Here is a 26,095-nt window from a genome sequence, read left to right as displayed (position 1 = left end):
GCGGGGAGGAGGTTGTAAATATCGGCCTGTGTCTGATAGTGGGAAGATTGTGCGCACCATTTACAGTTCTCCGGACATCGGCCGGACTTGGCGTTGATGATGGAACACATGTCGAATTCGTGCGAAGCACGGGCGATGGTAATCTCATGCGCGGCTGCATAGAGCGCCTCGCTGTTAGCCATATTGGCTAGCCAGGCGGCTTGGTCGGGCGATATATCGATTCCGGCCAATACCTGGTCTTTGATTTCTGTAAGTGTCATAAATGTATGATAAGGGATAGTTTGTGCAGCATTTTGTTTGCGTAGAGCTGCTTCCACCACATTCATATGCAGATGGCCGATCCGGACTATACATCCCAGACTGGCAAAAGCGGCATAGTTCTTCCTTCCCCAATAGCGGAAGCTACGGAGGAAGCGTCTGGACTCTATGTGATGGGCTTTTTTCATTTTTAGTTCTTTTATTCTATAGGATAGAACGGGGCAAATGTACAAAAAATCTCCGGGAAAGTATTTTTATAGATACTTTTTATCCCGGAGATCTTTCGATATGTAAAGGCGGAAAGTGCCGCTTCTTCTGTTTATTTCCGGCTGTCCGACAAGGCTTGAATGATATCGTTGTGCAAGTCGTCACAACTTTCCAGTCCAACGGATAAGCGGATGGTACTGTCTTTTATATTCATGTTCAGTCTCTGCTCCGGAGCGAACTTGCCGAAGATCGTGCTTGCCGGATGAATGGCCAGCGATTTGTTTTCGAACAGGTTCGTAGCGCGCTTGATTAGTTGCAGACGGTTCAGGAACGCAAAACAGTGTTCACGCGAATCCAAGTCGAACGTAAGCATAGCTCCGGGGAATTTCCCGAACTGGCGCAAGCTGAGCTCATAATAAGGGTTATCCGGCAGTCCCGTATAGTTCACGGATTGGATACCCGGAGTCTGTTGCAGTCTGGTAGCAAGTTCCAGGCAAGTGGATGCTTGTTTCTCAAAGCGCAATTGCAGCGTTTCCAATCCCAGTGTCTGCATATATGCGGTCTGTGGAGTCATATAACTACCCAGGTTTCGGTGAATTTCCATTCTTAAGCGGTTTGTGAAAGCCAGTTTGTCGTAACGGTCGGCCCACTGAGACAGTTTAGGACTATGCTTCCAATCGAAAGTTCCATAGTCAATAATGATTCCTCCCAGACTGGTTCCACCTCCCGAAAGGTATTTGGTACTCGACAGAATCTCGATATCGATCCCGAACTCTTTGGCTTGAAAAGCGCAAGAAGGCACGATCGTCGTATCGGCTACAAGAGGGATATGGTATTCCTTACCGATAGCGGACAAGGCTGTAAGATCGGCAACCTCCATTTGAGGATTGGTTATGATTTCCAGAAAGATGGCACAAGTCTGTTGATCTACTGCTTTACGTACTTCTTCCGGATTGGTCAGGTCGCACATACGGATCTCAACACCCAGACTACCCAAGGTGTCATTTAAAAAGGAATAAGTGTTTCCAAACAGGTGACAGGACGTTACAATGTTTGTTCCGGCTTTAGCAATTGTAAATAGCGCGCCACTGATGGCAGCCATCCCCGAACTGAGTGCAGTCACACTTAGCGCGTCTTGCATGGTCTGTATCCTTTTCTCCAGATACTGAACGGTGGGGTTGGTGATACGTGAATAGGTGTGATCGGTACTGCGTCCGCAAAAAGCAGCTTCCATCTCTTCGGCTGTGTTAAATTCAAATGCGGCAGTATGGTAGACCGGCATAGCCAATGAATGGTAGGCGTCCGGTTTCTCGAAGGGTACATGTAGTATCTCTGAATCAGAATTGTATTTGCTCATTACGTTATATATTTTGCCCGCAAAATTACCAAAGAAAAAAATATCTGGCAATACCACTAATGTGGTATATTCAATCAATTCTTACCTTAATATATATAGGGCAGTAAGAATGTTCGCATATTGCCTACCGCAACCACGGTAGATAATATGCCGCACCAGGGGGATTGTGGTAGTTAGAAATACAACCGACCTTTGCATCCGTTTAGGATAACGTAATGTAGGAACAAAATGGGTAAAAAGATTTTTTTGTTTTTAGTATGTCTTTCGTTCGGGATACTGAAAGGCATCGCACAAGTCACTACGATTCGCGGAACGGTAGTGACCGATGAAGACGGCAGTCCGGTAATAGGGGCTTCCATCTTAGTGAAAGGAGAGAAGCAAGGTGCCGTCAGTGATATGGATGGCAAGTTCGAATTGAAGATTATTTCTTCTTCTGCTACTACCCGGTTGGTTGTTTCATACATGGGTTTGGCTACTCAGGATGTGGCCGCAAAATCAGATTTGTATATTCGCCTGAAGTCGGATGCACGCTTGTTGGATGAAGTAGTAGTTACCGCATTGGGTATCTCGCGCGAGAAGAAAGCTTTGGGCTATACCGCGCAAGAGATAAAGAGCGAGGCGTTGACGCAGGGTAAAGATAATAACTTGCTGAATTCGCTGGCGGGTAAAGTAGCCGGCGTACGTATCACCAATACACAGGGTGATGTCGGATCCAGCCGCATCGTGATCCGGGGTGAGACATCCATCGCCGGAGAGAACCAACCGCTTTTTATAGTCAATGGCATTCCGGTAGATAACTCGCAACTAAATGCGCAGACCATCGGACGTGACTTTAAGAATGCCATTGCCGATTTGAATCCGGAAGATATCAAATCGCTTACGGTACTTAAAGGCCCGAATGCTGCCGCACTTTATGGAGCGCGTGCCGCACACGGTGCAATCGTTATTACCACCAAAGATGGTACCGGACAACAGGGGCTTGGCATTACAATTAATTCGTCTACTCAGCTGTCACATGCTGCTACGCTGCCTAAGTTTCAGAATCTTTTCGGTCAGGGAGCCGGCGGACAATTCAGCTATGTGAATGGTGGTGGGGCAGGTGTCAATGACGGTGTTGACGAAAGTTGGGGACCACGCCTGGATATTGGGCTCCTTATTCCCCAGTTCGATAGTCCGTTGGATGCTTCCGGCACTCGGACGGCTACGCCTTGGGTTTCGCATCCCAACAATGTTCGCGATTACTTCCGTACCGGACTAACTACCAGCAACGGTATCTCCATAGCCCGGTCAGATGAGAAGTATCAGTTCCGGATAGGATATAATTATGAGAAGCAACTTAGTATTGTGCCGGGTGCCGAGACGAATAAGACGAACATCAACCTGAATACGGATTATCATCTATCTAAATGGCTGACAGTAGGAGCTACGGCTAATTACATCGTATATACGGCTCCCAGTCTACCGGGATCGGCCAACTCGGCAGGATCAAATTATCGTTCCAATAGTCCGATGCTTCAGTTCCTTTGGTTTGGCCGCCAAGTGGACACGGAATCATTGAAGGCTGATTACGCGCGTAACTGGAATGCCAGTTATTACAGCAATCCTTTCTGGAACGCTCACTATAACACACAAAGTCAGGAACGCCACCGGTTCCTTGGAGACGTGCATGCGGTATTCCATTTGTCGGAAGGACTCAACCTGCAATTCCGCACGAGTACCGACTGGTATAATGACCGTCGGAAAGCGCAAGTGAAGTGGGGAACAAGTGGGACACCCTACGGAAGCTATTCGGAAGATGCGTATACCGTGAAAGAGAATAATACGGAAGCGATAGCTACGTATGTGAAACAGTTGAACAAAGATTTCGGACTGGATGCTTTAGTCGGCTTTAATGTGCGCAATAAGCAGTATGAGAATAACTATCAGGCTGCCCCACGTTTGGCCGTTCCGGATCTGTATACACTAACTAATTCGCGCGATCAGCTTACTTCTTCCAATTATTTCTACCGGTTACGCCAATATGGTTTGTATGGTTCGGTGCAATTAGACTATCGCCGCTGGGCGTTTCTTACCTTAACCGGACGTAATGACTGGTCGTCTACACTGCCCACAGCGAATAATTCTTATTTCTATCCTTCGGTGACAGCCAGTGTGTTGCTGTCGGAAGTATTGGGGTTGAAAGACTCTCCGCTTAGTTATCTGAAACTGCGTGGAGGTTGGTCGCAAGTTGGTGCGGATGCAGACCCTTACCAATTGGCTACCGTTTATTTATCGGAAACAGCATTTAGTGGCAATCCGCTTCAAAAATCGTCGGGTGAAGGATTGAACCCGACCTTGAAACCGGAAAAGACTTCATCACTTGAGGCCGGAGTCGAAGTCGCTTTCTTTGATAATCGGCTGCATTTGGACTTTACCTATTATAAAACGGATAGTTACGATCAGATATTGAAGCTTGCCACCAGTGCATCGAGTGGGTATACCTCCCAAGTACGTAACGCCGGACATATACGCAATCGTGGGTATGAAATTCAACTTGGCGCAACTCCTGTTCGGAAACAGAATGGATTTCAATGGGATGTGAATGTAAACTATGGTTCTAATCGCAGTAAAGTGATTGAACTGGATGCCGAAGGTTTAATTACCAGCTACCAACTTTATAAATCCGGTATTCAGGTGCTGGCTTCTGTCGGCGAATCATACGGAACATTGTTTGGCACTGCCTATGCAAGAGATGAGGCGGGGCGTATCGTTGTAGACGAGAACGGACTGCCCAAAGTTTCTTCTTCATCCAAAACGTTGGGTAAGTTTACCCCGGATTGGACCGGAGGTATCAGTAATACACTGACCTATAAATCACTAAGCCTCTCTTTCTTGATTGATGCAAGTATAGGTGGTTCGATCTTCTCCAATACGAATAAGACCGGGAAATATACCGGTGTATTGGAAAACTCGCTACCGGGACGTGATGCCGATCATGGGGGATTGTGGTACTTCATTGATGATAATAAGCAAAGGATCCAACTGGATACACCTGCATCGTATGAAACGAATTCGGCCGGACTTTACTATGCCAATGTGAATGGCAAGTCGACTCGTGTTTATCAGGACGGTATTGTGGTAGACGGTGTGACTGAAGATGGAGATAAAAACGCCAAAGTTACTTCGGCGGAAAACTACTATCACCGTGTCTATAGCATTGCGGAAGCTAATGTCTATGATGCTTCTTATGTGAAGTTGCGTGAGGTAGCATTGACTTATCGTTTCCCGAAAGCGGTGGTTCGGAAACTGCATTTACAGGATGCTTCCATCACACTGAGCGGACGCAACCTGTGGACTATCTATAAAGACGTCCCGAATGTAGATCCGGAATCGGCTCTGACAGCCGGCAATGCGCAGGGAGTGGAAGCGTACTCGTTACCTACGACTCGTTCTTTCGGCTTGAACCTTGCCGTTAAATTCTAAGTATACAAACTCATAATCAGCGAAAAATGAAAAGAATATATATACCACTCCTGTTGGCTACCTTCGTTGCGTTTACGTTAACTTCGTGCAACGATGAACTGGCGGATGTCAATCGTAATCCGAATGCGACAGAGAACCCTCAGCCGGCCTATCTGTTGTCGGCTGCCGAATATCATGCTGCTAACCTCTATTGGGGTAGCACTACAAGTTACAACTCTTCCTTGTTGTGGATTCAGCATTGGGCGAAGATACAATATACCGAACCTGATTGTTATAACGTAAGCAATAGCGATTTTGCTACCACTTGGGATACCGGGTATGCTACGCTAGTGGCTAACCTCACTGCTATTCTACAATCGGATCTGAGTAATGATAATTATAAAGGTGTCGCTTTGGTGTGGCGTTCGTGGACGTATCTGTTGCTTACCAATCTATTCGGTGATATACCTTATACGGAATACGGACAGAGTGTAACGCCTGCGTATGATTCGCAAGAAACGGTCCTCCGAGGTGTTTTGAGTGATTTAGAGGAGGCGGACAAACTATTGACTGTCAGCGGAGAAAAGATCGAAGGCGATTTGATTTATAAGAATGATATATCGCGCTGGAAGAAACTAGCTAAATCTCTTCGGTTGCGTATCGGACTTGAATTGGGCGACCGGGATGAGAATACAGCTAAGAAGATTATTTCAGCTCTCTATGAAGACCGGAGCAATCTGATCAACAGCAATGAAGATATAGCTCAATTTGTGTTTACTTCGTCACCGCAATGGAATCCGTGGGCTTCGGCTTTTAGTTCGCGTGATGATCAGCGCATCTCCAAAACGTTGGTTGATAAACTGAATGCTTGGAGCGATCCTCGGGTTGGTGTTTATGCGCAATTGCCACAAGATGTTAGTGTGAAAACGTATGTGGGAGCTGCTAACGGATTGTCTGCCGATGCGGCCAATAACCAGGGCTTTTATAAACTTTCTCTTCCCGGAACATCTTTCCTGAAAGATAGTGCGCCGGCTGTATTTTATACTTACGCTGAGGTCTTGTTTATCTATGCGGAAGCTGCGGCTCGTGGGTGGATAACGGCTGATGCAAATTCCCTCTACCAGCAGGCTATTACCGCCTCGCTTAATCAGTTCGGGGTGTCGAATGAAGATGTAATAGAGGAATATCTGCAGCAAGAAGGCGTACAGTATGATGCTTCCCGTTGGTTTGAAAAGATAGGGTGGCAGAAATGGATTGCCTATTACGGGCAGGGGCCGGACGCGTTTACCGATTGGCGTCGGTTGGGGTATCCCCAATTAGCTGCGGGACCTAATTCTGCTTTGAACGCAGGCGAACTACCGCGTCGTTTCTTCTATCCGGCTACGGAACAATCCTTGAATGGAAAGAATTATCGGCTTGCAGTTGCACATCAGGGAGCGGATGAAATTACAACACGTCTTTGGTTTGATGTGGAGAAGAAGAATAGATAGGTTGAAGTGTTATTGTCTGGTGGTATGCTAATCCCGAATATGGGGCTTTGATACGCACAATGATGGGAATAATATACCACAGACATGGTATTGTAACGCTACCTAAAGCTGGCTACTTTTGCACTTAGTTATAGTTACAGTCATGGATACAAAATTTATTATTGCAGATAATCAGGATATAACAAGTGCCGGACTCCATAAATATATTGGTCAGATGTTTGGCAGTTGTTCCATAACAGATGTTACAACCAAGAAAGAACTGGTGTCGCTTCTGATGCAATGCAATGATGCCGTTGTAGTATTGGACTATACCTTGTTTGATTTAAGCGGTGTGGAAGAGTTGCTTGTCATAGAAAGACGCTTTCCGAAAGTTCGCTGGGTACTTTTCTCCAATGAGTTGAGCGAGAGTATTATTCGCCGACTGGGTATTGAGCCGTTCTTCGGAATGGTGTTGAAAGAAAGCACGGGCGAGGAAATACGGTCGGCCTTGAAGTGTGCTTCGCGTGGGGAACGCTTCCTATGCCATCAGATAACCAATCTATTGTTGATTGGCTCCGGTAAACCTGAGATCAGCTCTGTATTGACAAGTACCGAAGCGGAAATATTAAGACTGATCGCGTCGGGGAAAACCGTGAAAGAGATCGCCGCACTCAGAATATCGAGCGTACATACGATCATTACGCATAAGAAGAATATCTTTCGGAAACTGGAAGTTAACAATGTGTATGAAGCTACCAAATATGCACTACGTGCAGGATTGGTTGAGATGGTGGAATACTACATTTGACTCATACTTGATATTGGATTGTTGTTTTATATAAGAGCTGTTTCATTTCTATTAAGATTAGTAAATCAGAATGCCCAAACCTTAACTTCTAAGGCTTGGGCATTTGTTTATCTTGTTAGGTTGTAGGATGGCTACTGGTGATAGGAGCAAGTCGAATCTTGCTGAAAGCAATCGCGAATAGCAAGACGCCACAAAAAAGAAGGGCAATTCCTACGGAAACGGTCGTGCCGTCGCTTATGTAGTTGGCAACCACCGTACAGATGAAAGCGATGCCAAGCTGGATAGAGCCAAACAGTGCCGAAGCACTTCCACTTTTATTTGTTTCGGCAAAGGGCATCAATGCCAGTTCGGTGGTGGTTGGGAATAGAACGCCGATGGGAAATATATAAAAGAACAGAATGCAGAGTATAACCGGCATGCTAGCGTGGATATACATCGCAGTCAGTAGGATTATGCTGACGATTGCCATCATGAAGATGGCGCATTTTACCAGATTATTGGTTGCCATTCTCTTCTGAACCACGGTGGTGAGATAAGAAGCTGCCATTAAGCCGAGTGCATTGATGGAAAAGATAATGCTAAATGCATCACTTGAAAAACCACCTTTCTCGATAATCAGAAAAGGCCCGTTTGCTACATAGATCATCAAGGCTCCGTTCACTATTCCTGCTATAAGGGAATAGATTGCAAAGCGTTTGTTGTGCAGAAGACTGAAGTATACTTTTAGTATATTCTCGCTGCGGAGAGCCACTTTTTGTGTCTGTGTTTCCGGTAAGAAGAACAGAACCAGCAAGAATGCTAATACACCGAGTACTGCCAGCACCTCGAACAGGCCTTCCCATTGCAGGAGGCGAAGCACCGTGTTACCGATACTAGGAGCTACGATGGGAGCGATTCCCGCGATCAGGCTAGTATGGCGAAAATCTTTAGCGTATTGTTTTTATCGAAATAATCGGTTACAACAGCCCGTGCAATAACTACTCCGGCACAACCACCGATTGCCTGTATGAAACGCATCCCCCATAGCCATTCAATGCTGGGGACGTATAGACATCCTATGGAGGCGGCAGCGAAAATGACCAGTGATACTAACAAGGGCTTTTTACGTCCGAACTTATCGGCTAGCGGTCCCCATAGCAACTGCCCGATGGCGAAGCCAGCCAAAAAGGTGGACAGCGATAATTGCACGTCCGAGACCGGTGCTTTAAAAGCGTTGCCTATTTCGATAAACCCCGGTAAATATAAATCGATACTTAAGGGTTCCAGAGCGGTTAGCAGTGCTAAAATGACGATAACGCTCCATTGTGATAAACTAAAACCTTTCATCTTCTATTTTTTAGGAGGCAAAAGTAGGAAAGATGATCGAGGGAGCTCTTGTAATTATGGGCGGATTGCTTGGACTTATTTACCGCATTTCACGAAATTCAGTCGGCGTCTGAGCAGTTTGCTGTTTGAAAAAGCGAGTTAGATAAGCCGGCTCGCTGAATCCCAAATCGAATGCTATTTCTTTAATGCTCTTCTGGTTGAGGCGAATCTCCTTTTTTATTTCAAGTAACAACACTTGTTGCAGATGTTGTTTAACCGTCTTCCCCGTTCCTTTTAAAGACACTTCATTTAACTTTTTGGGAGTCAACCCAAGTTGTTGGGCATAGAAATCGGTATTCCGTTCCTGCATGAAATGACGGTCGATCAGTTTCATCAGAGCGGCGATAGTCGTGTAGGATTTGTTCTGCAAGATGTTCTTGTAGGTGTTCGTCTTCTCAAAAGCCTCGGTAATATGTTGCAGGAAGCCATCCATATAACTTTCAAGAAGCATAATACGCTTTTTACCCTCATACTCTGTCAGCATAAGTTTTAATATCTGCTCGAGAATCTGCTGTATATCTTCATTCAGGGAGACAAATACATTGGAGAAATAACCGTTCAGATAATCCGAATTAAGATGTTGGTTGATATGGAAGAACGTATCATTATCAATCGCAAAAAGATACCCTTCGATCTGATTCAAATCGATACGGTCTATCTGCCCCGGATACACCAACACTACTTCATTGGCTGCAAATGTATAGTCGGTAAAGTCGATAAAGTACTTTCTTTCGCCCTCCACCTGTGTAAACCAAAGCAACTGAAAGAAATCATATCGTTGGTAATCATTGAAGAAAGAATCGTCGATATCTTGCAAGCGGAATATTTCGATGAACCGCCCCTCTTTCAGCTGGTTTAATAGGTTGTGATTGTATGGTTTATCCTTCATCAGTCTGCTCTTTTATTTCTTTTTACGATACTCTTTGCGCAGGTTGAAGTTGAATCCGGCATATACCTGAAGGGTACCGAAGCCGTTATCCAATGCGAAGTTGTTGCGATGATAATTATAGTTCTTGCCAACGAATGACGTTCCGGCAAAAAACTTTCCATTGTTATAGACTACACCTGCCCGCATGAGGAAATCCAGGTTGAGGTTACCATACCAGTTCTTACCTTCGCGGCTCTCCGAGTCTACGTCGGAGGCTTTGTATGCTATGGCCGGAGTAAGCGAAAGGCAAGCCAGACAGTTGCGGGCAAACACCCAGTTGTAAGCATAGCCTAAGCTGATGTTCGCATTGGTGTATTTAATCTTGTCCACCTTCATGCCGGAGTTCATAAACTCCTGGATCAGTTCGGGCAACTCGGTATAATCAAAATCGAGGCTGTGCTTGGAGATAGAGAAACCTGCTATTAGCGAACCGGCATTGCGGCGTTGATTGGTCGATTGGCTAAAAGCGGCCGGATACGAAAACTTCCGGTTATTGAATATATAATATAGGTTGAGTCCCTTGATGTCCACTTTCAGTCCATTGAAGTCGACAGAGTAGCCCGAAGGAATCTTCTCCGAGAAACCTTTGATCTTATGTATCTTGTAATCGTTACCGGTCTGCCGATAGAAGATATCTACGCCGATTTTCGAACTGTATAAGCTGAGGTCAAACTCTGTTCCTTTATTTCTGCGGTTCGTCTTACGAGAAAGATCATCTACATCGACCGACCAACCCAGAAATATCCACCTCCATCCGAAGTAAAGTCCGATCTTATTGCGGGGGTTAGGAGAAAAACTCAGCTTCTGAAAGTGAGGTTGATTGCTGGTTACCGAATAGTATTCGAGGTTACTGAAGTGCGTAACCATCAAGGCATAATTGTAACGGTTGGGACTAATGTAAGTAGTGTCGAAGTTGCTGAAATCCAAGAATTTTCTGATAGCTCGCTTGAATGGGCTAGGCTTGCCTGCCGATACTGAATCTGTTGGATTAGGGATACTTATGAGGGTATCCTTCCTTTCAGATTGCGCCTGTAAGGAGAACGACAGTAGCAGGAAGAGATAAGGAAAAAGCCGCTTTATCATAAGGTTATTCTTGGCTGTTAGATGTTGTTCGCTTCACGAAGGTAGTATCTTTCGTTGATTTATGCCAATAATCATGCAAATTTAAACGATCTCTTAAACAATTTAGTCGGTTGGGTGTTCTTTATGGAACCAGACAAATTCAAGACATCTTCGACTGCAATTGATCGGTGTTGGTTTGAATAATTTTAATAATTAGCTCTCTTGTTTTTTTAACTTTGACTTTATTTTAGCCGATGTACATAGAATGGATGTACATCGGCTATTTCGTTATTTATACTTTTTCAGATCGGGTAAGAACCAAGTGACCAATCCGAGCAACGGCATATAAGCGCAAACATTGTAGACGGTCTCAATGTCATATTGATCCGCTAAATTACCCAATACAGCCGATGCAATACCTGCTACTCCGAAAGCGAATCCGAAGAACAACCCCGATATTAGTCCCAGGTTGGTAGGAAGTAATTCCTGCGCGTAAAGCAGAATGGCCGGAAAAGCGGACGAAAGCATCAGGCCGACGCAGAAACTCAGAATGATGGTCCACTCCAAAGTTGCGTGAGGCATGAGCAAGCTGAAAGGTGCTGCTCCTAAGATAGAAGCCCAAATTACATATTTACGTCCTATGCGGTCGCCAATCGGACCTCCCATCAGTGTACCGATGGCAGTGGCTAATAGGAAAATAAACAGATACAATTGCGATTCCTGTACGGTAACTCCGAATTTATGTATCAGATAGAATGTAAAGTAGCTGGTCATACTCGCCATATAGATGTATTTGGAGAAGATCAGAATGAGCAAGATGCCGATGGTGATAATCGTTTTGTCTTTAGGCAAGGGCAGGTGCATGGCCTTTTTTACGGTCCTTTGCTGTTGCTTCAGCTGATTCAGATACGCTTTATACCATTTGCAAATGGGATACATAAGTACAATGGCTACCAGAGCCACAATGGCAAATATGGCCAAATTCTCTCTGCCGTAAGGGGCTACCAGCAAGGCAACCAACAGCGGACCCAGAGAACCTCCCAGATTACCGCCGACCTGAAAGAGCGATTGGGCTAGTCCCCGTTTACCTCCTGATGCCAGGAAAGTGATTCGCGAAGCCTCCGGATGGAGTACCGACGAACCGATGCCAATTAGAAATACCGATCCTAGAATCCAATATAAAGTGCTGGCGTATGCCAGACTCAGTAGACCGAACATGGTAAAAGTCATCCCGAAGGCAAAGACCATGCTACCGGGTGCTTATCGAAAAAGATGCCGGTGATTGGCTGAAAAACCGATGCGGCGAATTGATAAACCATGGTGATTAATCCGATTTGCGCGAAACTTAATCCCAAATCGTCTTTGAACAGCGGGTATGCTGCTGAGATGACGGACTGTAAAAGATCGTTAAGACAGTGTGAAAGGCTCAATGCCAATAAGATAGAAAAAGTAATTTTACCTACGGGTTGTTCCTGACTTTGCATAATAATACCTAATTGCGTTGAAAGTGTTCCTGAAAAAGAAGCGCAAAGGTACATAAATTCCTCCTTTCTTAATATATTTGTCAGGTATAATTCGAAGAGCCATGAAGAAAGTTATAGTTGCCATAGATTCTTTTAAGGGATGTCTCACTTCCAGAGAAGCGGGAGATACAGTAGTCGAAGGAATAAAAAATGTCCTTCCCGAATGTGATGTGCTTTGCTTTCCGGTAGCCGACGGAGGAGAGGGATTGGTCGACGCTTTGGTTGAAGTCACGGGCGGAAGTTATCGCGAACTATCGGTTTATGATCCGTTGATGCGTCCGGTAGATGCTTCTTATGGTTTGTCGGGTGATGGACATACGGTATTCATCGAAATGGCAGCAGCAAGCGGACTACCTCTGTTGACCGATTCCGAACGGAATCCAATGCTGACTACTACGTACGGCACAGGCGAATTGATACGCGATGCACTCGATCGAGGTGGGCGGAACTTTATAATCGGAATAGGAGGGAGTGCGACCAATGATGCGGGCCTGGGTATGTTGCACGCATTGGGCTATTGCTTTTATGATGAGGCCGGTCGGCTTTTGGAAGGCAGCGGAAGTTCGTTGGGAAAGGTCGTTACGATCGATTCTTCGTCCGCTCATCCGGCTTTAAAAGAGAGCCGTTTCACCGTAGCTTGTGATGTGGATAATCCTTTTTATGGTGAAGAGGGGGCGGTGCGAGTGTTTGCCGGACAGAAAGGAGCCGACGAGAAAATGAAAGAAGAGTTAGAAGCCGGCATGCGAACATTCTCACGATTAATTCAAGCTACCACCGGAAAAGATATAGCAGATGTTCCCGGTGCTGGAGCCGCCGGAGGATTGGGCGGTACTCTTTTAGCTTTCCTGAATGCGGTATTGAAACCGGGAATAAACCTCTTGCTGCAAACGTTGGACTTCGCCACGCTGATCAAAGGAGCGGATTTGATTATTACCGGAGAGGGGAAGGCCGATCGCCAGTCGGTGATGGGTAAAGTACCGTCCGGTATATTGGAAGAAGCTCGCCAACAAGGAATTCCCGTGGTATTGATTGCAGGCTGCGTAGAAGATGCGGATATTTTGAACCAAGCCGGTTTTCGGGGAGTTTTCCCGATTGTTCCCGCACCGATTCCTTTCGAAATAGCCATCCAACCGCATGTAGCGGCACAGAATATACGTCGGACTGTGGTGCAAATCGTGTCCGTAGCTGCTGCTTTTTGCACAGGCCACAATACTAAGTATTCTAAATAGTCGTTAATTCGTTCTTCTTTAGCCGAACATTTATTTTCCGCTTAATGTTCTTACGATAAACTAATAAGAAAGGAGAGTGTATATGAGTTTTATTTGGTTTATCGTTATCGGTATATTAGCCGGTTTTTTGGCCGGTAAAATCATTCGTGGAGGAGGTTTCGGACTTATTATCAATTTATTGCTCGGTATTGTTGGCGGTGTATTAGGTGGATGGGTTTTTGGCTTATTCGGTATATCGACCTCCAGTATTGTAGGCAGTTTGATAACATCCACAGTCGGAGCGATTTTAGTATTATGGATTGCTTCTCTGTTTTCGAAACCAAAGTAATAGTTTTATTTAGTGGCAGTTACATCCGCTCTTTTATCAGTTTAGAACTAGAAAGAATATAATAATTTTGTTGAGTGAATGTGTGCATGAGTGGTTCTTGTAAAAGCCACAGAGAATTGGGGTATATAATAGGGATGAACTGGTAATCGACTTACATATAGTTGATTACCAGTTTTTTTACGACAATATTTGTCTTTGTTTGCTGTCGACGAGCGATTCAGATAAATAGCGTCATTTGCACAACCTTGTGTTTCTTGTTGTTGCATACGTCGTACTCTTTCAGCTTATCCAAATATAATCGCTACTGAATCTTTGTTTTCAGTTAGCTCAATAGCTCCTTGTCTTGGTGACTTTAATTATTCACTCATTTCGAAACCGCCCTCTAGGTGCGTCGTCGTTACTGAAAATTAGTAGCTAAACTTTTCTATCGACTAATAAATCATTCAACCGAGTAAATGCACATCATATGTTGTCATAATCACTTTTTGCCATAAATTGTTGATTGATAGTTTGATACAATGCGGGTTCTTTCCGGATACTGATCTATTTAATAGATAATGCCAATTTCCAAAGGCGGTGTACTTCGTGAAATTCTCCTTGAAATAGAGTCGTAAATTACTAGAAAAAGATATTTTTGTCCATCAAATTAGCTGTTCCACAATATGTGAGACACCTGTTCCACATATTGTGGAACAGGCGACTCACCGTTGTGCAACGGCTGTCGCACAACGGTGAGTCAGTTAATAAGTAGGAATAAATATAGAAAACGACTGCATAAATCCATGAATTACTGCGTACGAAATGGTTTTAACGAAGACTTGTTTGGTGAAGTGAAAGCTCAGTTTTTGGGAAGAAGTAAGCAATAGCTGCTGCTAATCGGAATAAAGCGATCCCCAAAAAGAAGACGCAAAATAAGTAACTGATATACTGAACGATATGCAAAAAAGTGATTATGACATAAAGTGATATATCATTGTGCAAAGTGCTTATTTCAAGCCCTGTTGATGAAATTATCGACGTAGGTTGGCTACAATAAATATTGTACAGCGAGCAAAAGGAGTCGGGATTTGAATAGTTCTCAGGAAAATGGAAGGCTCACCGGAATCCCTTCTATACTTTGCCAGCTGATCCTGAATTAGCCAATCGATGTAAGAAAGACCGTCGGCATTTGCCTGAAAACTCCTGGTCTTTCTCCCCGGTATTTTTCTTTTTAAGAATTGGCTTTTGTCTGTCACAAGGTGTGTTTAATGAATTGGATGTTCGTGATTAAAGTCGGTGGGGGAGAACTGTGATAGATTGGTTTCTATGTTTCAAAACAAATATTCTTTGGATCCGTAACACTGCTTCTTTTGGTTGAAAACAAGTATACTTTTGGATGAAGTCAAGCGGAGATAGGGATCTCTCTAAGTATTCAGGCCAAGTGCCAAGGGACTTTGGATGAAATTGAGTCTTTGATTGTGGCCAAACGACTTGATGTTTCGGCATACGGCCCCCTCAGGTCCTAGATTGGTCATATCTTGCTTTTAATACATTCGGACAATGCCATGTGTCCGCACACATTCTTCTGCCAAAGGATCGATTTATGAACTGTTTTGCTGCTTTTAACTTCTCTTTTTAAGTAATTTTAGTAGTCTATCTGACTTTTATTTATGTTTAACAGCATTGAATGGGAAAATGTGTTGTTCTTAATCTGTTGATTATTAATGTGTTTGTTTCTGTTTTTGTGAATGTGTGTGCGCACACACTTTTGGATTATTCAATAATTCACCCTACTTTTGCATAGTAATAACCAAGAAGCTCTTTCCGATGAATAAAGAATACTCAAATATCCGGATTATCGACATTGCCAAGATGGCTGGAGTCTCTGTGGGTACCGTAGATCGGGTGATTCACAACCGTGGTAGGGTGTCCGAAGAAAACAGAAAGAAAGTTCAGGCTATTCTGGAAGTCGTTAATTATCAACCGAATTTAATGGCGCGTTCGCTTGCTTCTAAAAAGCAATACCACTTTGTGGCTATTACGCCTTCGTTTGCCCGGGGAGAATATTGGGAAGCCATTTCAATGGGGATCGATCAAGCTGCTTCGGAGATGGAATCATACAATATAACGCTGACCAAGCTCTTCTTCGACCAATACAACAACAAAACCTTTGATGATATCACCCGCAACATATTGGATGAGAAAGTTGATGGCGTATTGATCGCAACCCTGTTTACCGACTCCGTGATTCGGCTGTCGCAGGAACTCGATCGGCATGAGATACCTTATGTATATGTCGATTCCAATATAAAAGACCAGCGCCAATTGGCCTATTTCGGAACAGACTCTTATGATGCCGGACTGATTGCCGCCAGGTTGTTGACCGACCGGCTTGCTACTGATGCCGACATCTTGATGGCGCGCTTTATACATAGCGGAAAGAATGATTCCAATCAGGGAACGAATCGGCGGGAAGGTTTTCGCCATTATCTAAATGAGAACGGATTCACAGGCAATCTGTATGAAGTGGAACTGAAAATCAACGACTCGGTATACAATTTCGCCAAGCTGGACGAGCTGTTTAAAGCCCATGCGTCTATCAAGGGAGCAATCATCTTTAACTCGACTTGCTACATTCTGGGCGATTATCTCAAAGCGCGGGAGATTAAGTCCGTAAGGCTGGTTGGTTACGATCTTATCGAGAAAAACACCCGCCTGCTTTCGGAAAACGTGATAACTGCTTTGATCGCACAACGCCCCGAACAACAGGGCTATGACGCAATCAAATCGTTGTGCAACCATTGGCTGTTTAAGCAAACTCTGGACAAAGTAAATCTTATGCCCATTGACATACTCCTTAAAGAGAATCTGAAATATTATCTGAACAATAAATTATAAACCCTATAAATTATAAGGAACGATGAATGAATTATTTGATGTAAAAGGCAAAGTGGTAGTTATTACCGGTGGAGCTGGAATCTTAGGTAAAGGTATTGCTAGTTATCTGGCAAAAGAAGGTGCGAAAGTGGTAGTTCTCGACAGAAGCGAGGAAGCTGGTCAGGCATTGGTTGCAAGTATCAAGTCAGCAGGCAACGAAGCTCTGTTTCTCTATACCGATGTAATGAACAAAGAGGTTCTGGAAGCTAACAAAGAGGAGATCATGAAGGCTTATGGCCGTATCGATGTCCTATTGAATGCCGCTGGAGGTAATATGGCGGGTGCTACAATCGCTCCGGATAAAACATTCTTCGATTTGGATGTAGATGCTTTCAAGAAAGTGGTAGATTTGAACTTGTTCGGTACTGTGTTGCCTACCATGGTATTTGCGAAGGTAATGGTAGAGCAGAAGAAAGGTTCTATCGTAAACTTCTGCTCCGAATCTGCGCTTCGTCCGTTGACTCGTGTGGTTGGTTACGGTGCGGCAAAAGCTGCCATTGCTAACTTTACTAAATATATGGCTGGTGAAATGGCGTTGAAATTCGGCAATGGTTTGCGTGTAAACGCTATCGCTCCGGGATTCTTCCTGACCGAACAAAATCGTACGTTGCTGACCAATCCGGATGGTTCCATGACCGATCGTGCTAAAACGATATTGGCTCATACACCGTTCAACCGTTTTGGTGAACCGGAAGATCTTTATGGTACCATTCATTACCTCATTAGTGACGCTTCTAACTTCGTGACCGGCACAGTGGCCGTAATCGATGGTGGTTTCGATTCTTTCTCAATCTAATTATTCACACTTAATACTTGATAAAATGTATTTATGCGAACAAACTTGGCGCTGGTACGGACCGAATGATCCGGTTAGCTTGTGGGATATTAAGCAAGCGGGCGCTACCGGTATAGTAAATGCTCTCCATCACATTCCGAACGGTGAAGTATGGACCGTAGAAGAGATCATGAAACGTAAACAGATCATCGAAGAAGTAGGCCTGAAGTGGTCGGTGGTGGAAAGTGTACCTGTACACGAACATATCAAGACGCAAACGGGCGATTACCTGAAATATATCGAAAACTATAAAGAAAGTATCCGCAATCTGGCGCAATGCGACGTGATGGTGATTACTTACAACTTTATGCCTGTACTCGACTGGACTCGTACCGATCTTGCTTATACGATGCCCGACGGCTCGAAGGCTCTTCGTTTTGAGAAGGCTGCTTTCATGGCTTTCGACCTCTTTATCCTAAAACGTCCGGGAGCGGAAAAAGATTATTCTGCCGAAGAACTTGCGAAGGCTAAAGCCCGTTTCGAACAAATGAGCGAAGATGAAAAGAACCTGCTGGTACGTAATATGATAGCCGGACTCCCCGGATCGGAAGAAAGCTTTACGGTTGCACAGTTTCAGGAAGCCTTAGACCGTTACCAGGATATCGATGCCGAACAACTACGTGCTAACCTGATTTTCTTCCTGAAAGCCATTGCACCGGTGGCTGATGAAGTGGGAGCAAAGCTTGTGATCCATCCCGACGATCCTCCGTATCCAATCTTGGGATTACCTCGTATCTTGAGTACGGAAGAAGATTTCAAGAAACTGATCGAAGCAGTACCTAATGAGTCCAACGGGCTTTGCTTGTGTACCGGTTCTTTCGGTGTACGTGCCGACAATGACTTGGCAGGTATCATGGAACGTTGGGGCGATCGTGTTAACTTTGTACATCTTCGCAGCACACAACGTGATGAAGAAGGCAACTTCTACGAAGCCAACCATTTGGAAGGTGATGTTGATATGTATGGCGTGATGAAGAATATGCTTCTCTTGCAGCAACGTCGCAAATGCTCCATCGCTATGCGTCCCGACCACGGACATCAGATGATTGATGACTTGAAGAAGAAAACGAATCCGGGTTACTCTTGTCTGGGACGTTTGCGCGGACTGGCCGAACTACGCGGCTTGGAACTGGGTATTGCCAAATCCATTCTTTGATTCGTAGATCTAATTAATATACGTTAGTCGCTACCGCTATTGTTTGGCATAATCGAACAATAGCGGTAGCACTTTTTTATACGATTGGTTTCCTACAGTTAGGATGGCATTCGGAAGACGTAGAAGAGCGAGCGAGTTGAGAGAGTTGTATGCAGCCCGTCTATAAATAAAAATAGAAGGTGATAAATAATTTTAATCAATTTATTGTCTTATATTTGTCAACTAACGAAAAATAAGGCACGTTGCCGCAATCATTAAATCGATACGCTTATGATAAAAAGACACATGCTTCTTGCATTTATTGCGTTTTTCCCACTTTTCCTCTGCGGACAGGGTAAAATAACGATTTCGGGAGAGTTGCCGGACCATTCCATGGATGGCTCCTATGTATATTTTCGAGCGAATAATGCTCCCATTGATTTTGGCTTGGAGCTTATCGATTCGGTATTAATCAAGGATGGAAGGTTTTATTATGAAGGAGAAATGACTGAGGCTCCGTTCTTGGCCGACCTTTTATGTAAGAAGGTAGTTGATGGGCATAGAATAAATACGAGCAGCTTTATCATGGAACCGGGTGATATACGAATTAAAATAACTGACTGGGAAGAAAAGGCTGATCTTTTCGGAACACCAATCAATGAAGATTATAGTAAGTATATTGTAAAGCCAAAGGAATTGAGAAGTCGTATTTCGAAACCATGGAATAAGAAGCGAGAAGAAGGTTTGGAGAACCGCACATGGACTGAGGATGATGAAAGAGAATATGTACGTGTTGCCATTTCTAATTCCGAAAGGCAATGGGAAAGAGAAGCCCGAATGATTTTCATGGAGAAATATCCTCATTATCCGAAAGTTATTCAGAATCCATTATATTTATTCCTAGTCATACCTGATATACAATCAGAAGCACAACACGTTCTTGATAAAATACCGGAGGCGTATAGGGATAGTCTGTATAGCTGGCAGGCAAATTATAAAAAGAGTATGGAGAAGATCAGAAAAGAGAGAGGTCCTATTACTGTAAACATGCCGATAGAGGTAATCCCGGAACATTTGCAAATAGGTAAGCCTTACATAGACTTTACGGGGCAGACACCTGATGGTACAGAAATGAAACTGTCGGAGATTCTACCTGGGAAGAAGTTGATCTTACTCGATTTCTGGGCTTCCTGGTGTGGCCCTTGTATGAAGGAAATGCCTGTTATTTCGGAGGTTCATAACAAATACAAGGACAAAGGCCTGGCTGTAGTGGGCATTACCTCCGATGCCAAGGAAGCGGATTGGAAAAAAGCTATTGAGAAGAACAAGATGGATTGGTTGCAGCTCATTACTCCCAAGGGGCAGGAAGATATTGGCGACCTTTACAATGTTAAGTCAATTCCCTATACAATGATTATCGATGGTGACGGAACCATTCTTGCACGCAGGCTTCGAGGAGCAGAGTTGGTAGCGAAGATTGACGAGCTGATGGCTCGCGAGTGAGTATACCATCCCCCTATAAAAAGAGAAAACGTATTCTCCATGGGAGGACACGTTTTTCTTTTTGGAGAATTGGAATTAGATGGCGTATTGCATCTATTCCATAAATTAGTTAGAAATCAAACTTCTCGATTTTGATTTCCGCCAATTCCTTAATAACCTTTATATTCTGCAAGAAGTGCTCGGTCTTTCCGTGAGCTGCCAATACTTCTTCATTTAGCCAAGTTTCGCAGATCATGAAAACATCCGGACGAGTGCTGCTTTCAAAAGTATCATAGGCAATGCATCCTTCTTCTTGTACTGAACAAGCGGTCAGAGCTTTGGCTGCTTCAATTGCTTTCTCACGGTTGGATTCGTTTACACGAACAAATACATTTAATCTGATCATAGTCTTCTTTTATTTATAGTGAGTAATACGGCTTTCACCGTTGCGGTGAATAAACCGGAGACAAAGATACTGTTTTGTGTAAAACAGCAAAGCTTTATCTGTAAAATATAAACTGATAAAGAGTTTGTATGAACATGTAGCCCGAAGCACCTCGTCGAAGAAAAAATGCTTTGATAACACATATTAATACGTATCACTTGGAGGGTATTTGTTGAACTCGTACTTTTGCGAAACGGATCTATCCGTAATAAAGGTGAAATGCGTCGCGAAAAAAAAATAAGGATATATATAGCATGGGTGTTGATAATGGCACTCACTCCCTTCTTTGTGGTGAAGACTTTTCACCATCATGGGAGTGAAGAGACTACATCATGCTCGCATAGCGACACTACACATAATCCTTGTAACGATTGTGCGGTCTGTCATTTCTCTCTTTCTTTCTTTACCCAACCCCAACCAGTCAATTTTCATCCTATATTAACGCTCATACCTTATGAGCCGTTTACTTCTCAGGATAAGATCGTTTGCGAACGGACTTATTCGCATCAGTTACGTGCACCTCCGGTAGCCTGATTACATATCCAATTCTCTCCAAGATAGGTTCGTTAAAATCTATCCTTGGTTAATTTACACTTGAATAAAAGATTGTAATTGATGCGTATCGGAATAATTTCGGGCGTGATAGGGTTATGCTATACCTTGTCCGTCCATGCACAGAAGCCCGATTCAATCAAGAGCCTGCTTTTGCCCGACGTTGTGGTGACGGAATCGTACCAACAACGCCAGGTAAAGAAAAGTGCGCTGACGGTTGAAGTAGTAGAAAAGGACTTTCTGCGCAAACATTTTACAGGAAACTTCATGCAAGCCATGGCAAATATTCCCGGAGTGCAGGCGATGGATATCGGTTCGGGATTCTCCAAACCGATGATTCGGGGCATGGCATTCAATCGGATTGCCGTCTTGGAAAATGGTATCAAGCAGGAAGGACAGCAATGGGGGGCCGATCATGGATTGGAACTCGATGCTTTCAATATTGAAGCCGTCAACGTGCTCAAAGGGCCTGCGTCTCTGCTTTATGGTAGTGATGCGATGGGTGGGGTGATCGACATTGCTCCCTTACCGGTACCTGCCGACAACCAGTTGTTTGGCAATGTTACGTTATTGGGCAAGTCGGTCAACGGCACACTTGGTGGATCGTTGATGATGGGAATTAAAAAAGACGCTTGGTATGCACAGGTTCGTTACTCCGAACAACATTTCGGCGACTACCGCATACCGACCGACACCATTGTCTATCTTACGCAACGAATGCCTGTGTATGGTCGGAAGCTGAAGAATACAGCCGGCGTAGAACGTAATATTGGCTTCTTTACTCAATATCAGCGAAGAAGCTATAAAGCGAACTATGCCGTGAGCAATGTTTTTCAGAAGACAGGATTCTTTCCCGGTGCACATGGTGTGCCCGATGTGTCGCGCGTACAGGATGATGGAAGCAGTCGTAACATTGAACTACCTTATAGTAAGGTGAATCATTTGAAACTGACTACCCACCAGCAGTATGCGTGGGAAAAGTTGATCTTATCGGGTGACTTGGGTTTCCAGGATAATCACCGCGAAGAGTGGAGTGCTTTCCATACACATTACGGTGCGCAGCCTATGCCAGAGAAAGATCCGGATAAAGAGCTCTCATTCAGCTTGCAGACGTTTACCGCTTCTGCCAAAGCTCGTTTGATAAGTTCGTCTGCATGGGAACATACCATGGGGTGGGAGGGACAGTATCAGCAAAATACCATTGACGGATATTCATTCCTGCTACCTAAGTATCACCGTACTACTGCGGGAGTACTTTGGCTGACAACCTACAAGCCGAACAATCTGTGGTCGGTTAGCGGCGGATTGCGCTATGATTACGGAGACATTCGTATCTATTCGCATGAAGATAGCTACTTGGCCGATTATCTCCGTCTTCAAGGTTATGATCAGGAGCAGATCGATTCGTATAAGTGGAACAGCCGGGATGTGAAGAAGCACTTCGACGATTATTCTTTTTCACTGGGGTTTGTCTGGACACCGTCCGTCAAGCATATGGTGAAGCTGAATGTCGGACGTAGCTTCCGTTTGCCTTCCGCCAACGAGCTTGCTGCCAACGGGGTGCATCATGGAACCTTTCGGCATGAGCAAGGCAACCCGGCATTAAACTCCGAACAAGGCTGGCAGGTTGATGCTTCCTATCAACTGACATCCGAGAGGTTTACACTGTCGGTTTCTCCTTTTGCCAGTTGGTTCAGCAATTATATCTTCCTACGTCCTACCGGGGAGTGGTCGGTGTTACCACATGCCGGACAGATATACCGTTATACGGGTGCAGAAGCTTTGTTTGCCGGTGCGGAAGCAACGGTTGATGTTCGCTTGCTACGGATGTTGCGTTACACCGTTTCGGGTGAGTATGTTTATACGTACAACTGTGATGAGCATATTCCCCTGAGTTTTTCTCCGCCTGCGTCTATGCGTCAGGTTTTGACATGGGAGCAAGAGCCGTTTACGCTATATGCCGAATGGCAAGGCATAGCCCGGCAAAATCGGGTGGACCGCAACGAAGATCGTACGTCCGGAGCAAGTTTATTCCATCTGGGAGGTTCGTTTGATCTTTCTCTGGGTGGAAACCGGAAGGTAGAGCTGACTCTCAGTGTCCGGAACTTATTCAATACTCGTTATTACAATCACCTTAGTTTTTACAAGAAAGTAGAAATCCCAGAGCCGGGACGCAACTTTCAATTATTAATTAGAATTCCATTTAAAAAATTACTGAAATGAAAACAAAATTTTATATACCGATGATTTGCCTTTTGGCTGTATGTAGTTTTACTTTCTTATCCTGCGATAGTGACGATGATAGCAATGATACTACCAAACCGCTTATCGATTTGCTTGAGCCGGAAGAAGGACAAGAGCTTAAGATAGGTGCTGAAACAGGAGTTCACTTTGAGATGGACTTGTCGGATGATGTTATGCTGAAATCGTATAAGATTGAAATACATAATAACTTCGATCATCATTCACACAGCCGTGCTGTGGGTGAAACTGTTGCGTTTAGCTTCAACAAGACCTATGATCTTACCGGGCAAAAAACAGCACACGTTCACCATCATGATATTATAATTCCGGCAAATGCTACTCCCGGTGATTATCACCTGATGGTTTACTGTACAGATGCTGCCGGCAATGAGACTTATGTTGCCCGCAATATTGTATTGAGCCTGACTGCGGATGATGATCACGATCATGACCACGAAGAATAATTAACTTATTTACCCTGAAATCTCTTGGCTCTATGAGATTTCAGGGTAATTTTAAAAGCTTTTTCGTACAGCTCTGGGTGACATTCCGAAATGGGTTTTCACATACTTGCCGAAAAACGAGATATTCGGGAAGTTAAGCTCATCGGATATTTCCTTAATCGACTTCTCCGAATGTTTCAATTGATACCTGATGCTCTCCGTCGTATAGTCGTGTATCCACTTAAGCGCCGTCTTCTGACTGCTAGCCTTGCAGGCGTAAGATAGATATTTGGGTGTGACGCAAAGTTCTTTGGCATAATAAGACACTGCTCGTTCTTTCCCGCTGTTTTCCTCCAGCAATTTAAGAAATCTTCGAAACAGAAGATCGCCTTGTCGTATCAGGTTGTCCTCGGTAGGAGCAACCACCCTGTCCAAATCAGCATATACTTCATACAGCATGGCGCGGAGGATGGAATGTATTACCTCTTTGCGGTATTGGCGTGGCGATTGATTAATTTTGAGTTTCACCAGTTCATAGAAATAATTGAATATGTTCAGGCTCTCTTTTTCCAAATGTATGATCGGATTCTTGCATATATAGAATACCTTGTTCCATACATCGCTGCTGTTGTGAAACAGGCGTTGCAGGATTCGTTCCGATAGCCTATCATTTTACCCTCAAAGTCTTCACTGGTCTGGAAATCGTTAAGCATGATATTTGGCGGACAGAACAGCAGATCGTTCGGATGAATGACGTAGGTATTGCAGTTAATATCTACCTGAAGTCTCCCTTTGACACACATGATGATGACCACCATGTCTAGTTTGATTGTATTATTACTTTCGTACTCCCCTAGCTTTCTTATGTCATTTGCAATAGCGATATCTCCATCGGTATAGTCCAAATTGCTTTTGTTGTTAAATGTACTCATGTTTACTTCACGAATACTGTTGCTTACGATTGTTTTCATTGTTCTTTATTATTTTACAATGCAAAAATGGGCATTAATTAGAAAGGATTCACTGTCTAATGTGAGGGTAAAATGTCCTATTCTTCTTATTTTAGAAGATTTAAGAGAGAAAGCATTCACTCTTTTAGTTCTTTTAAGAAGTAATTGTGTGATGAAGGCTGTCGAAATTCATCGGGAGAGGCGCGTCATTTAGTAAACATTGCGTTTGGACTTGCCGCCGAAATAGCTTAAATTTGTATCGATCCATCTTGAAACTTCAACATTATGAGTTATCAAATCACCACCTTGGTAGAAAACTGTGTGTATGGGCGTAAGCTACAGGCAGAACACGGGCTCTCTTTGTACATCGAGACGCCCCAATATAAATTGCTGTTCGATACCGGCGCATCCGATTTATTTATCCGTAATGCCCGCCTGCTGGATATTGACCTTCGGCAGGTAAATTATTTAATCCTCTCTCATGGACATAGCGATCATACCGGGGGATTGCATTATTTCCTGGATTACAATACCCGGGCAACTGTCGTCTGTAAGCGGGAAATCTTTTATCCCAAGTTTAAGGATGAGCGCGAGAATGGGATCAAACAAGAACAAACCTCATGGGATATGACTCGCTTCCGCTTTATCGATCAGCAAACCGAACTTGTGCCGGGAGTGATTCTTTTTCCGGTAATTGATTTGGTTGATGGAGCAGATACTCATTTCGGACGTTTTTATGTCGACCGTAACCGTGTTAGGGAGCCTGATACCTTTCTAGACGAACTGGCGATGGCCTTAGTCGATGCAGAGGGCTTCAGTCTGATAAGTGCCTGCTCGCATCGGGGAATAACGAATATATTGAGGGCAGTACGTGCGGCTTTTCCTGATCTACCTTGCCATCTGCTGTTAGGTGGCTTTCATATTCACAATGCGGAAGAGCAGAAGTATGGGGTGATAGCCGATTATTTGCGGAAGTTTCTGCCTCATCGTATAGGCGTGTGCCATTGCACCGGAGTAGATAAATACGCCCTCTTTTATCGGGAGTTTGGTGAGCGGGTGTTTTATAACTATACAGGAAGTAAGTTTCTATCGCCGTAGTTTCCTGCTAAAGTTTACGT

The 26,095-nt window shown here is 44.2% G+C and carries 21 protein-coding genes and 2 pseudogenes; 13 read left to right on the top strand and 10 right to left on the bottom strand.

Translation table 11 applies throughout. From position 1 onward, the window contains the following. Together JCM10512_RS19770 and JCM10512_RS19765 are read right to left on the bottom strand one after the other, a co-directional pair. Window positions 1-446, bottom strand: a pseudogene (locus JCM10512_RS19770) (adenosylmethionine--8-amino-7-oxononanoate transaminase); the annotation flags it as partial. 131 nt (window positions 447-577) lie between these two features. Continuing rightward, entirely contained in the window at window positions 578-1,822 is a 1,245-nt protein-coding gene (locus JCM10512_RS19765) for a PLP-dependent transferase (protein ID WP_044165563.1), read from the bottom strand. Window positions 1,823-2,050: 228 nt separating this feature from the next. On the opposite strand from JCM10512_RS19765, the gene JCM10512_RS19760 reads away from it, so the two are divergent. The 3 genes from JCM10512_RS19760 to JCM10512_RS19750 all read left to right on the top strand — a co-directional run bounded on the left by JCM10512_RS19760 (window position 2,051) and on the right by JCM10512_RS19750 (window position 7,540). Continuing rightward, a complete protein-coding gene (locus tag JCM10512_RS19760; protein ID WP_044165561.1) occupies window positions 2,051-5,284 on the top strand; it encodes a SusC/RagA family TonB-linked outer membrane protein in 3,234 nt (1,077 codons plus the stop codon). 26 nt (window positions 5,285-5,310) lie between these two features. Then, window positions 5,311-6,753, top strand: a complete 1,443-nt coding sequence (locus tag JCM10512_RS19755; RefSeq protein WP_044165559.1) for a SusD/RagB family nutrient-binding outer membrane lipoprotein — start codon at window positions 5,311-5,313, stop codon at window positions 6,751-6,753. 142 nt (window positions 6,754-6,895) lie between these two features. Next, the gene (locus tag JCM10512_RS19750; protein ID WP_044165557.1) at window positions 6,896-7,540 is read left to right on the top strand and encodes a LuxR C-terminal-related transcriptional regulator; all 645 of its coding nucleotides are present in this window, start codon (window positions 6,896-6,898) and stop codon (window positions 7,538-7,540) included. Between the two features lie 115 nt (window positions 7,541-7,655). Here the strand turns inward: JCM10512_RS19750 and JCM10512_RS24695 are convergent, their stop codons facing one another. From JCM10512_RS24695 to JCM10512_RS19730, 5 genes and pseudogenes are all read right to left on the bottom strand, one after another. Continuing rightward, on the bottom strand, window positions 7,656-8,399 hold the full coding sequence (locus JCM10512_RS24695; RefSeq protein ID WP_052517313.1) for an MFS transporter: 744 nt from the start codon (window positions 8,397-8,399) through the stop codon (window positions 7,656-7,658). A gap of 44 nt (window positions 8,400-8,443) precedes the next feature. Further along, the gene (locus JCM10512_RS24690) at window positions 8,444-8,866 is read right to left on the bottom strand and encodes an MFS transporter (protein WP_052517312.1); all 423 of its coding nucleotides are present in this window, start codon (window positions 8,864-8,866) and stop codon (window positions 8,444-8,446) included. A 79-nt stretch (window positions 8,867-8,945) separates the two neighbouring features. Beyond that, the gene (locus tag JCM10512_RS19740) at window positions 8,946-9,794 is read right to left on the bottom strand and encodes a helix-turn-helix domain-containing protein (RefSeq protein ID WP_044165555.1); all 849 of its coding nucleotides are present in this window, start codon (window positions 9,792-9,794) and stop codon (window positions 8,946-8,948) included. Between the two features lie 12 nt (window positions 9,795-9,806). Next, window positions 9,807-10,916, bottom strand: a complete 1,110-nt coding sequence (locus JCM10512_RS19735; RefSeq protein ID WP_044165553.1) for a DUF4421 domain-containing protein — start codon at window positions 10,914-10,916, stop codon at window positions 9,807-9,809. 267 nt (window positions 10,917-11,183) lie between these two features. Continuing rightward, window positions 11,184-12,382 (bottom strand): annotated as a pseudogene (locus JCM10512_RS19730) (MFS transporter). 98 nt (window positions 12,383-12,480) lie between these two features. Between JCM10512_RS19730 and JCM10512_RS19725 the strand changes: the two are divergent. From JCM10512_RS19725 to JCM10512_RS21670, 6 genes are all read left to right on the top strand, one after another. Further along, a complete protein-coding gene (locus tag JCM10512_RS19725; RefSeq protein WP_044165552.1) occupies window positions 12,481-13,647 on the top strand; it encodes a glycerate kinase family protein in 1,167 nt (388 codons plus the stop codon). 82 nt (window positions 13,648-13,729) lie between these two features. After that, a complete protein-coding gene (locus tag JCM10512_RS19720) occupies window positions 13,730-13,975 on the top strand; it encodes a GlsB/YeaQ/YmgE family stress response membrane protein (protein ID WP_044165550.1) in 246 nt (81 codons plus the stop codon). 1,806 nt (window positions 13,976-15,781) lie between these two features. Next, complete coding sequence (locus tag JCM10512_RS19715) at window positions 15,782-16,852, top strand: LacI family DNA-binding transcriptional regulator (protein ID WP_044165548.1); 1,071 nt, start codon at window positions 15,782-15,784, stop codon at window positions 16,850-16,852. Window positions 16,853-16,874: 22 nt separating this feature from the next. Next, entirely contained in the window at window positions 16,875-17,687 is an 813-nt protein-coding gene (locus tag JCM10512_RS19710) for an SDR family oxidoreductase (protein ID WP_044165546.1), read from the top strand. Window positions 17,688-17,712: 25 nt separating this feature from the next. Beyond that, on the top strand, window positions 17,713-18,882 hold the full coding sequence (gene uxuA, locus JCM10512_RS19705) for a mannonate dehydratase (protein WP_044165545.1): 1,170 nt from the start codon (window positions 17,713-17,715) through the stop codon (window positions 18,880-18,882). Window positions 18,883-19,152: 270 nt separating this feature from the next. Continuing rightward, window positions 19,153-20,364 carry a thioredoxin-like domain-containing protein gene (locus JCM10512_RS21670; protein ID WP_081741546.1) on the top strand — a complete coding sequence of 404 codons (1,212 nt, stop codon included), beginning with the start codon at window positions 19,153-19,155 and terminating at the stop codon, window positions 20,362-20,364. Window positions 20,365-20,473: 109 nt separating this feature from the next. Here JCM10512_RS21670 and JCM10512_RS19695 read toward each other — a convergent pair whose 3' ends face one another. Continuing rightward, window positions 20,474-20,749: a putative quinol monooxygenase gene (locus tag JCM10512_RS19695; protein ID WP_044165543.1), complete on the bottom strand. Its 276-nt coding sequence runs from the start codon at window positions 20,747-20,749 to the stop codon at window positions 20,474-20,476. 258 nt (window positions 20,750-21,007) lie between these two features. On the opposite strand from JCM10512_RS19695, the gene JCM10512_RS22235 reads away from it, so the two are divergent. The 3 genes from JCM10512_RS22235 to JCM10512_RS19685 all read left to right on the top strand — a co-directional run bounded on the left by JCM10512_RS22235 (window position 21,008) and on the right by JCM10512_RS19685 (window position 24,048). After that, window positions 21,008-21,322: a hypothetical protein gene (locus JCM10512_RS22235; RefSeq protein WP_081741542.1), complete on the top strand. Its 315-nt coding sequence runs from the start codon at window positions 21,008-21,010 to the stop codon at window positions 21,320-21,322. An 81-nt stretch (window positions 21,323-21,403) separates the two neighbouring features. Further along, the gene (locus tag JCM10512_RS19690; protein ID WP_044165542.1) at window positions 21,404-23,563 is read left to right on the top strand and encodes a TonB-dependent receptor; all 2,160 of its coding nucleotides are present in this window, start codon (window positions 21,404-21,406) and stop codon (window positions 23,561-23,563) included. Beyond that, complete coding sequence (locus JCM10512_RS19685) at window positions 23,560-24,048, top strand: DUF4625 domain-containing protein (RefSeq protein WP_044165541.1); 489 nt, start codon at window positions 23,560-23,562, stop codon at window positions 24,046-24,048. Before JCM10512_RS19690 ends, JCM10512_RS19685 begins: the two co-directional genes overlap by 4 nt. A 51-nt stretch (window positions 24,049-24,099) precedes the next feature. On the opposite strand, the gene JCM10512_RS22230 is transcribed toward JCM10512_RS19685, so the two are convergent. Together JCM10512_RS22230 and JCM10512_RS22225 are read right to left on the bottom strand one after the other, a co-directional pair. Continuing rightward, the gene (locus tag JCM10512_RS22230) at window positions 24,100-24,600 is read right to left on the bottom strand and encodes a helix-turn-helix domain-containing protein (protein ID WP_081741540.1); all 501 of its coding nucleotides are present in this window, start codon (window positions 24,598-24,600) and stop codon (window positions 24,100-24,102) included. After that, a complete protein-coding gene (locus JCM10512_RS22225; RefSeq protein WP_148298488.1) occupies window positions 24,582-24,998 on the bottom strand; it encodes a hypothetical protein in 417 nt (138 codons plus the stop codon). Before JCM10512_RS22225 ends, JCM10512_RS22230 begins: the two co-directional genes overlap by 19 nt. 264 nt (window positions 24,999-25,262) lie before the next feature. Between JCM10512_RS22225 and JCM10512_RS19675 the strand changes: the two genes are divergently transcribed. Further along, on the top strand, window positions 25,263-26,075 hold the full coding sequence (locus JCM10512_RS19675; RefSeq protein WP_044165539.1) for an MBL fold metallo-hydrolase: 813 nt from the start codon (window positions 25,263-25,265) through the stop codon (window positions 26,073-26,075). Window positions 26,076-26,095 lie beyond the last annotated feature (20 nt).

The sequence above is a fragment of the Bacteroides reticulotermitis JCM 10512 genome, from assembly GCF_000517545.1.
Classification (GTDB): domain Bacteria; phylum Bacteroidota; class Bacteroidia; order Bacteroidales; family Bacteroidaceae; genus Bacteroides; species Bacteroides reticulotermitis.
This window is presented reverse-complemented; position numbering and strand designations above follow the sequence as displayed.

Bases quoted from the DNA above. Each gene is read 5' to 3' on its own strand.
- JCM10512_RS19710 (WP_044165546.1), top strand. From the start codon at position 16,875: ATGAATGAATTATTTGATGTAAAAGGCAAAGTGGTAGTTATTACCGGT.
- JCM10512_RS19695 (WP_044165543.1), bottom strand. From the start codon at position 20,749: ATGATCAGATTAAATGTATTTGTTCGTGTAAACGAATCCAACCGTGAG.
- JCM10512_RS19725 (WP_044165552.1), top strand. From the start codon at position 12,481: ATGAAGAAAGTTATAGTTGCCATAGATTCTTTTAAGGGATGTCTCACT.
- JCM10512_RS19685 (WP_044165541.1), top strand. From the start codon at position 23,560: ATGAAAACAAAATTTTATATACCGATGATTTGCCTTTTGGCTGTATGT.
- JCM10512_RS19715 (WP_044165548.1), top strand. From the start codon at position 15,782: ATGAATAAAGAATACTCAAATATCCGGATTATCGACATTGCCAAGATG.
- JCM10512_RS19755 (WP_044165559.1), top strand. From the start codon at position 5,311: ATGAAAAGAATATATATACCACTCCTGTTGGCTACCTTCGTTGCGTTT.
- JCM10512_RS19750 (WP_044165557.1), top strand. From the start codon at position 6,896: ATGGATACAAAATTTATTATTGCAGATAATCAGGATATAACAAGTGCC.
- JCM10512_RS19760 (WP_044165561.1), top strand. From the start codon at position 2,051: ATGGGTAAAAAGATTTTTTTGTTTTTAGTATGTCTTTCGTTCGGGATA.
- JCM10512_RS19740 (WP_044165555.1), bottom strand. From the start codon at position 9,794: ATGAAGGATAAACCATACAATCACAACCTATTAAACCAGCTGAAAGAG.
- uxuA (WP_044165545.1), top strand. From the start codon at position 17,713: ATGTATTTATGCGAACAAACTTGGCGCTGGTACGGACCGAATGATCCG.
- JCM10512_RS24690 (WP_052517312.1), bottom strand. From the start codon at position 8,866: ATGAAAGGTTTTAGTTTATCACAATGGAGCGTTATCGTCATTTTAGCA.
- JCM10512_RS19675 (WP_044165539.1), top strand. From the start codon at position 25,263: ATGAGTTATCAAATCACCACCTTGGTAGAAAACTGTGTGTATGGGCGT.
- JCM10512_RS19690 (WP_044165542.1), top strand. From the start codon at position 21,404: ATGCGTATCGGAATAATTTCGGGCGTGATAGGGTTATGCTATACCTTG.
- JCM10512_RS19735 (WP_044165553.1), bottom strand. From the start codon at position 10,916: ATGATAAAGCGGCTTTTTCCTTATCTCTTCCTGCTACTGTCGTTCTCC.
- JCM10512_RS21670 (WP_081741546.1), top strand. From the start codon at position 19,153: ATGATAAAAAGACACATGCTTCTTGCATTTATTGCGTTTTTCCCACTT.
- JCM10512_RS19720 (WP_044165550.1), top strand. From the start codon at position 13,730: ATGAGTTTTATTTGGTTTATCGTTATCGGTATATTAGCCGGTTTTTTG.
- JCM10512_RS22225 (WP_148298488.1), bottom strand. From the start codon at position 24,998: ATGAAAACAATCGTAAGCAACAGTATTCGTGAAGTAAACATGAGTACA.
- JCM10512_RS19765 (WP_044165563.1), bottom strand. From the start codon at position 1,822: ATGAGCAAATACAATTCTGATTCAGAGATACTACATGTACCCTTCGAG.
- JCM10512_RS22235 (WP_081741542.1), top strand. From the start codon at position 21,008: ATGCGTCGCGAAAAAAAAATAAGGATATATATAGCATGGGTGTTGATA.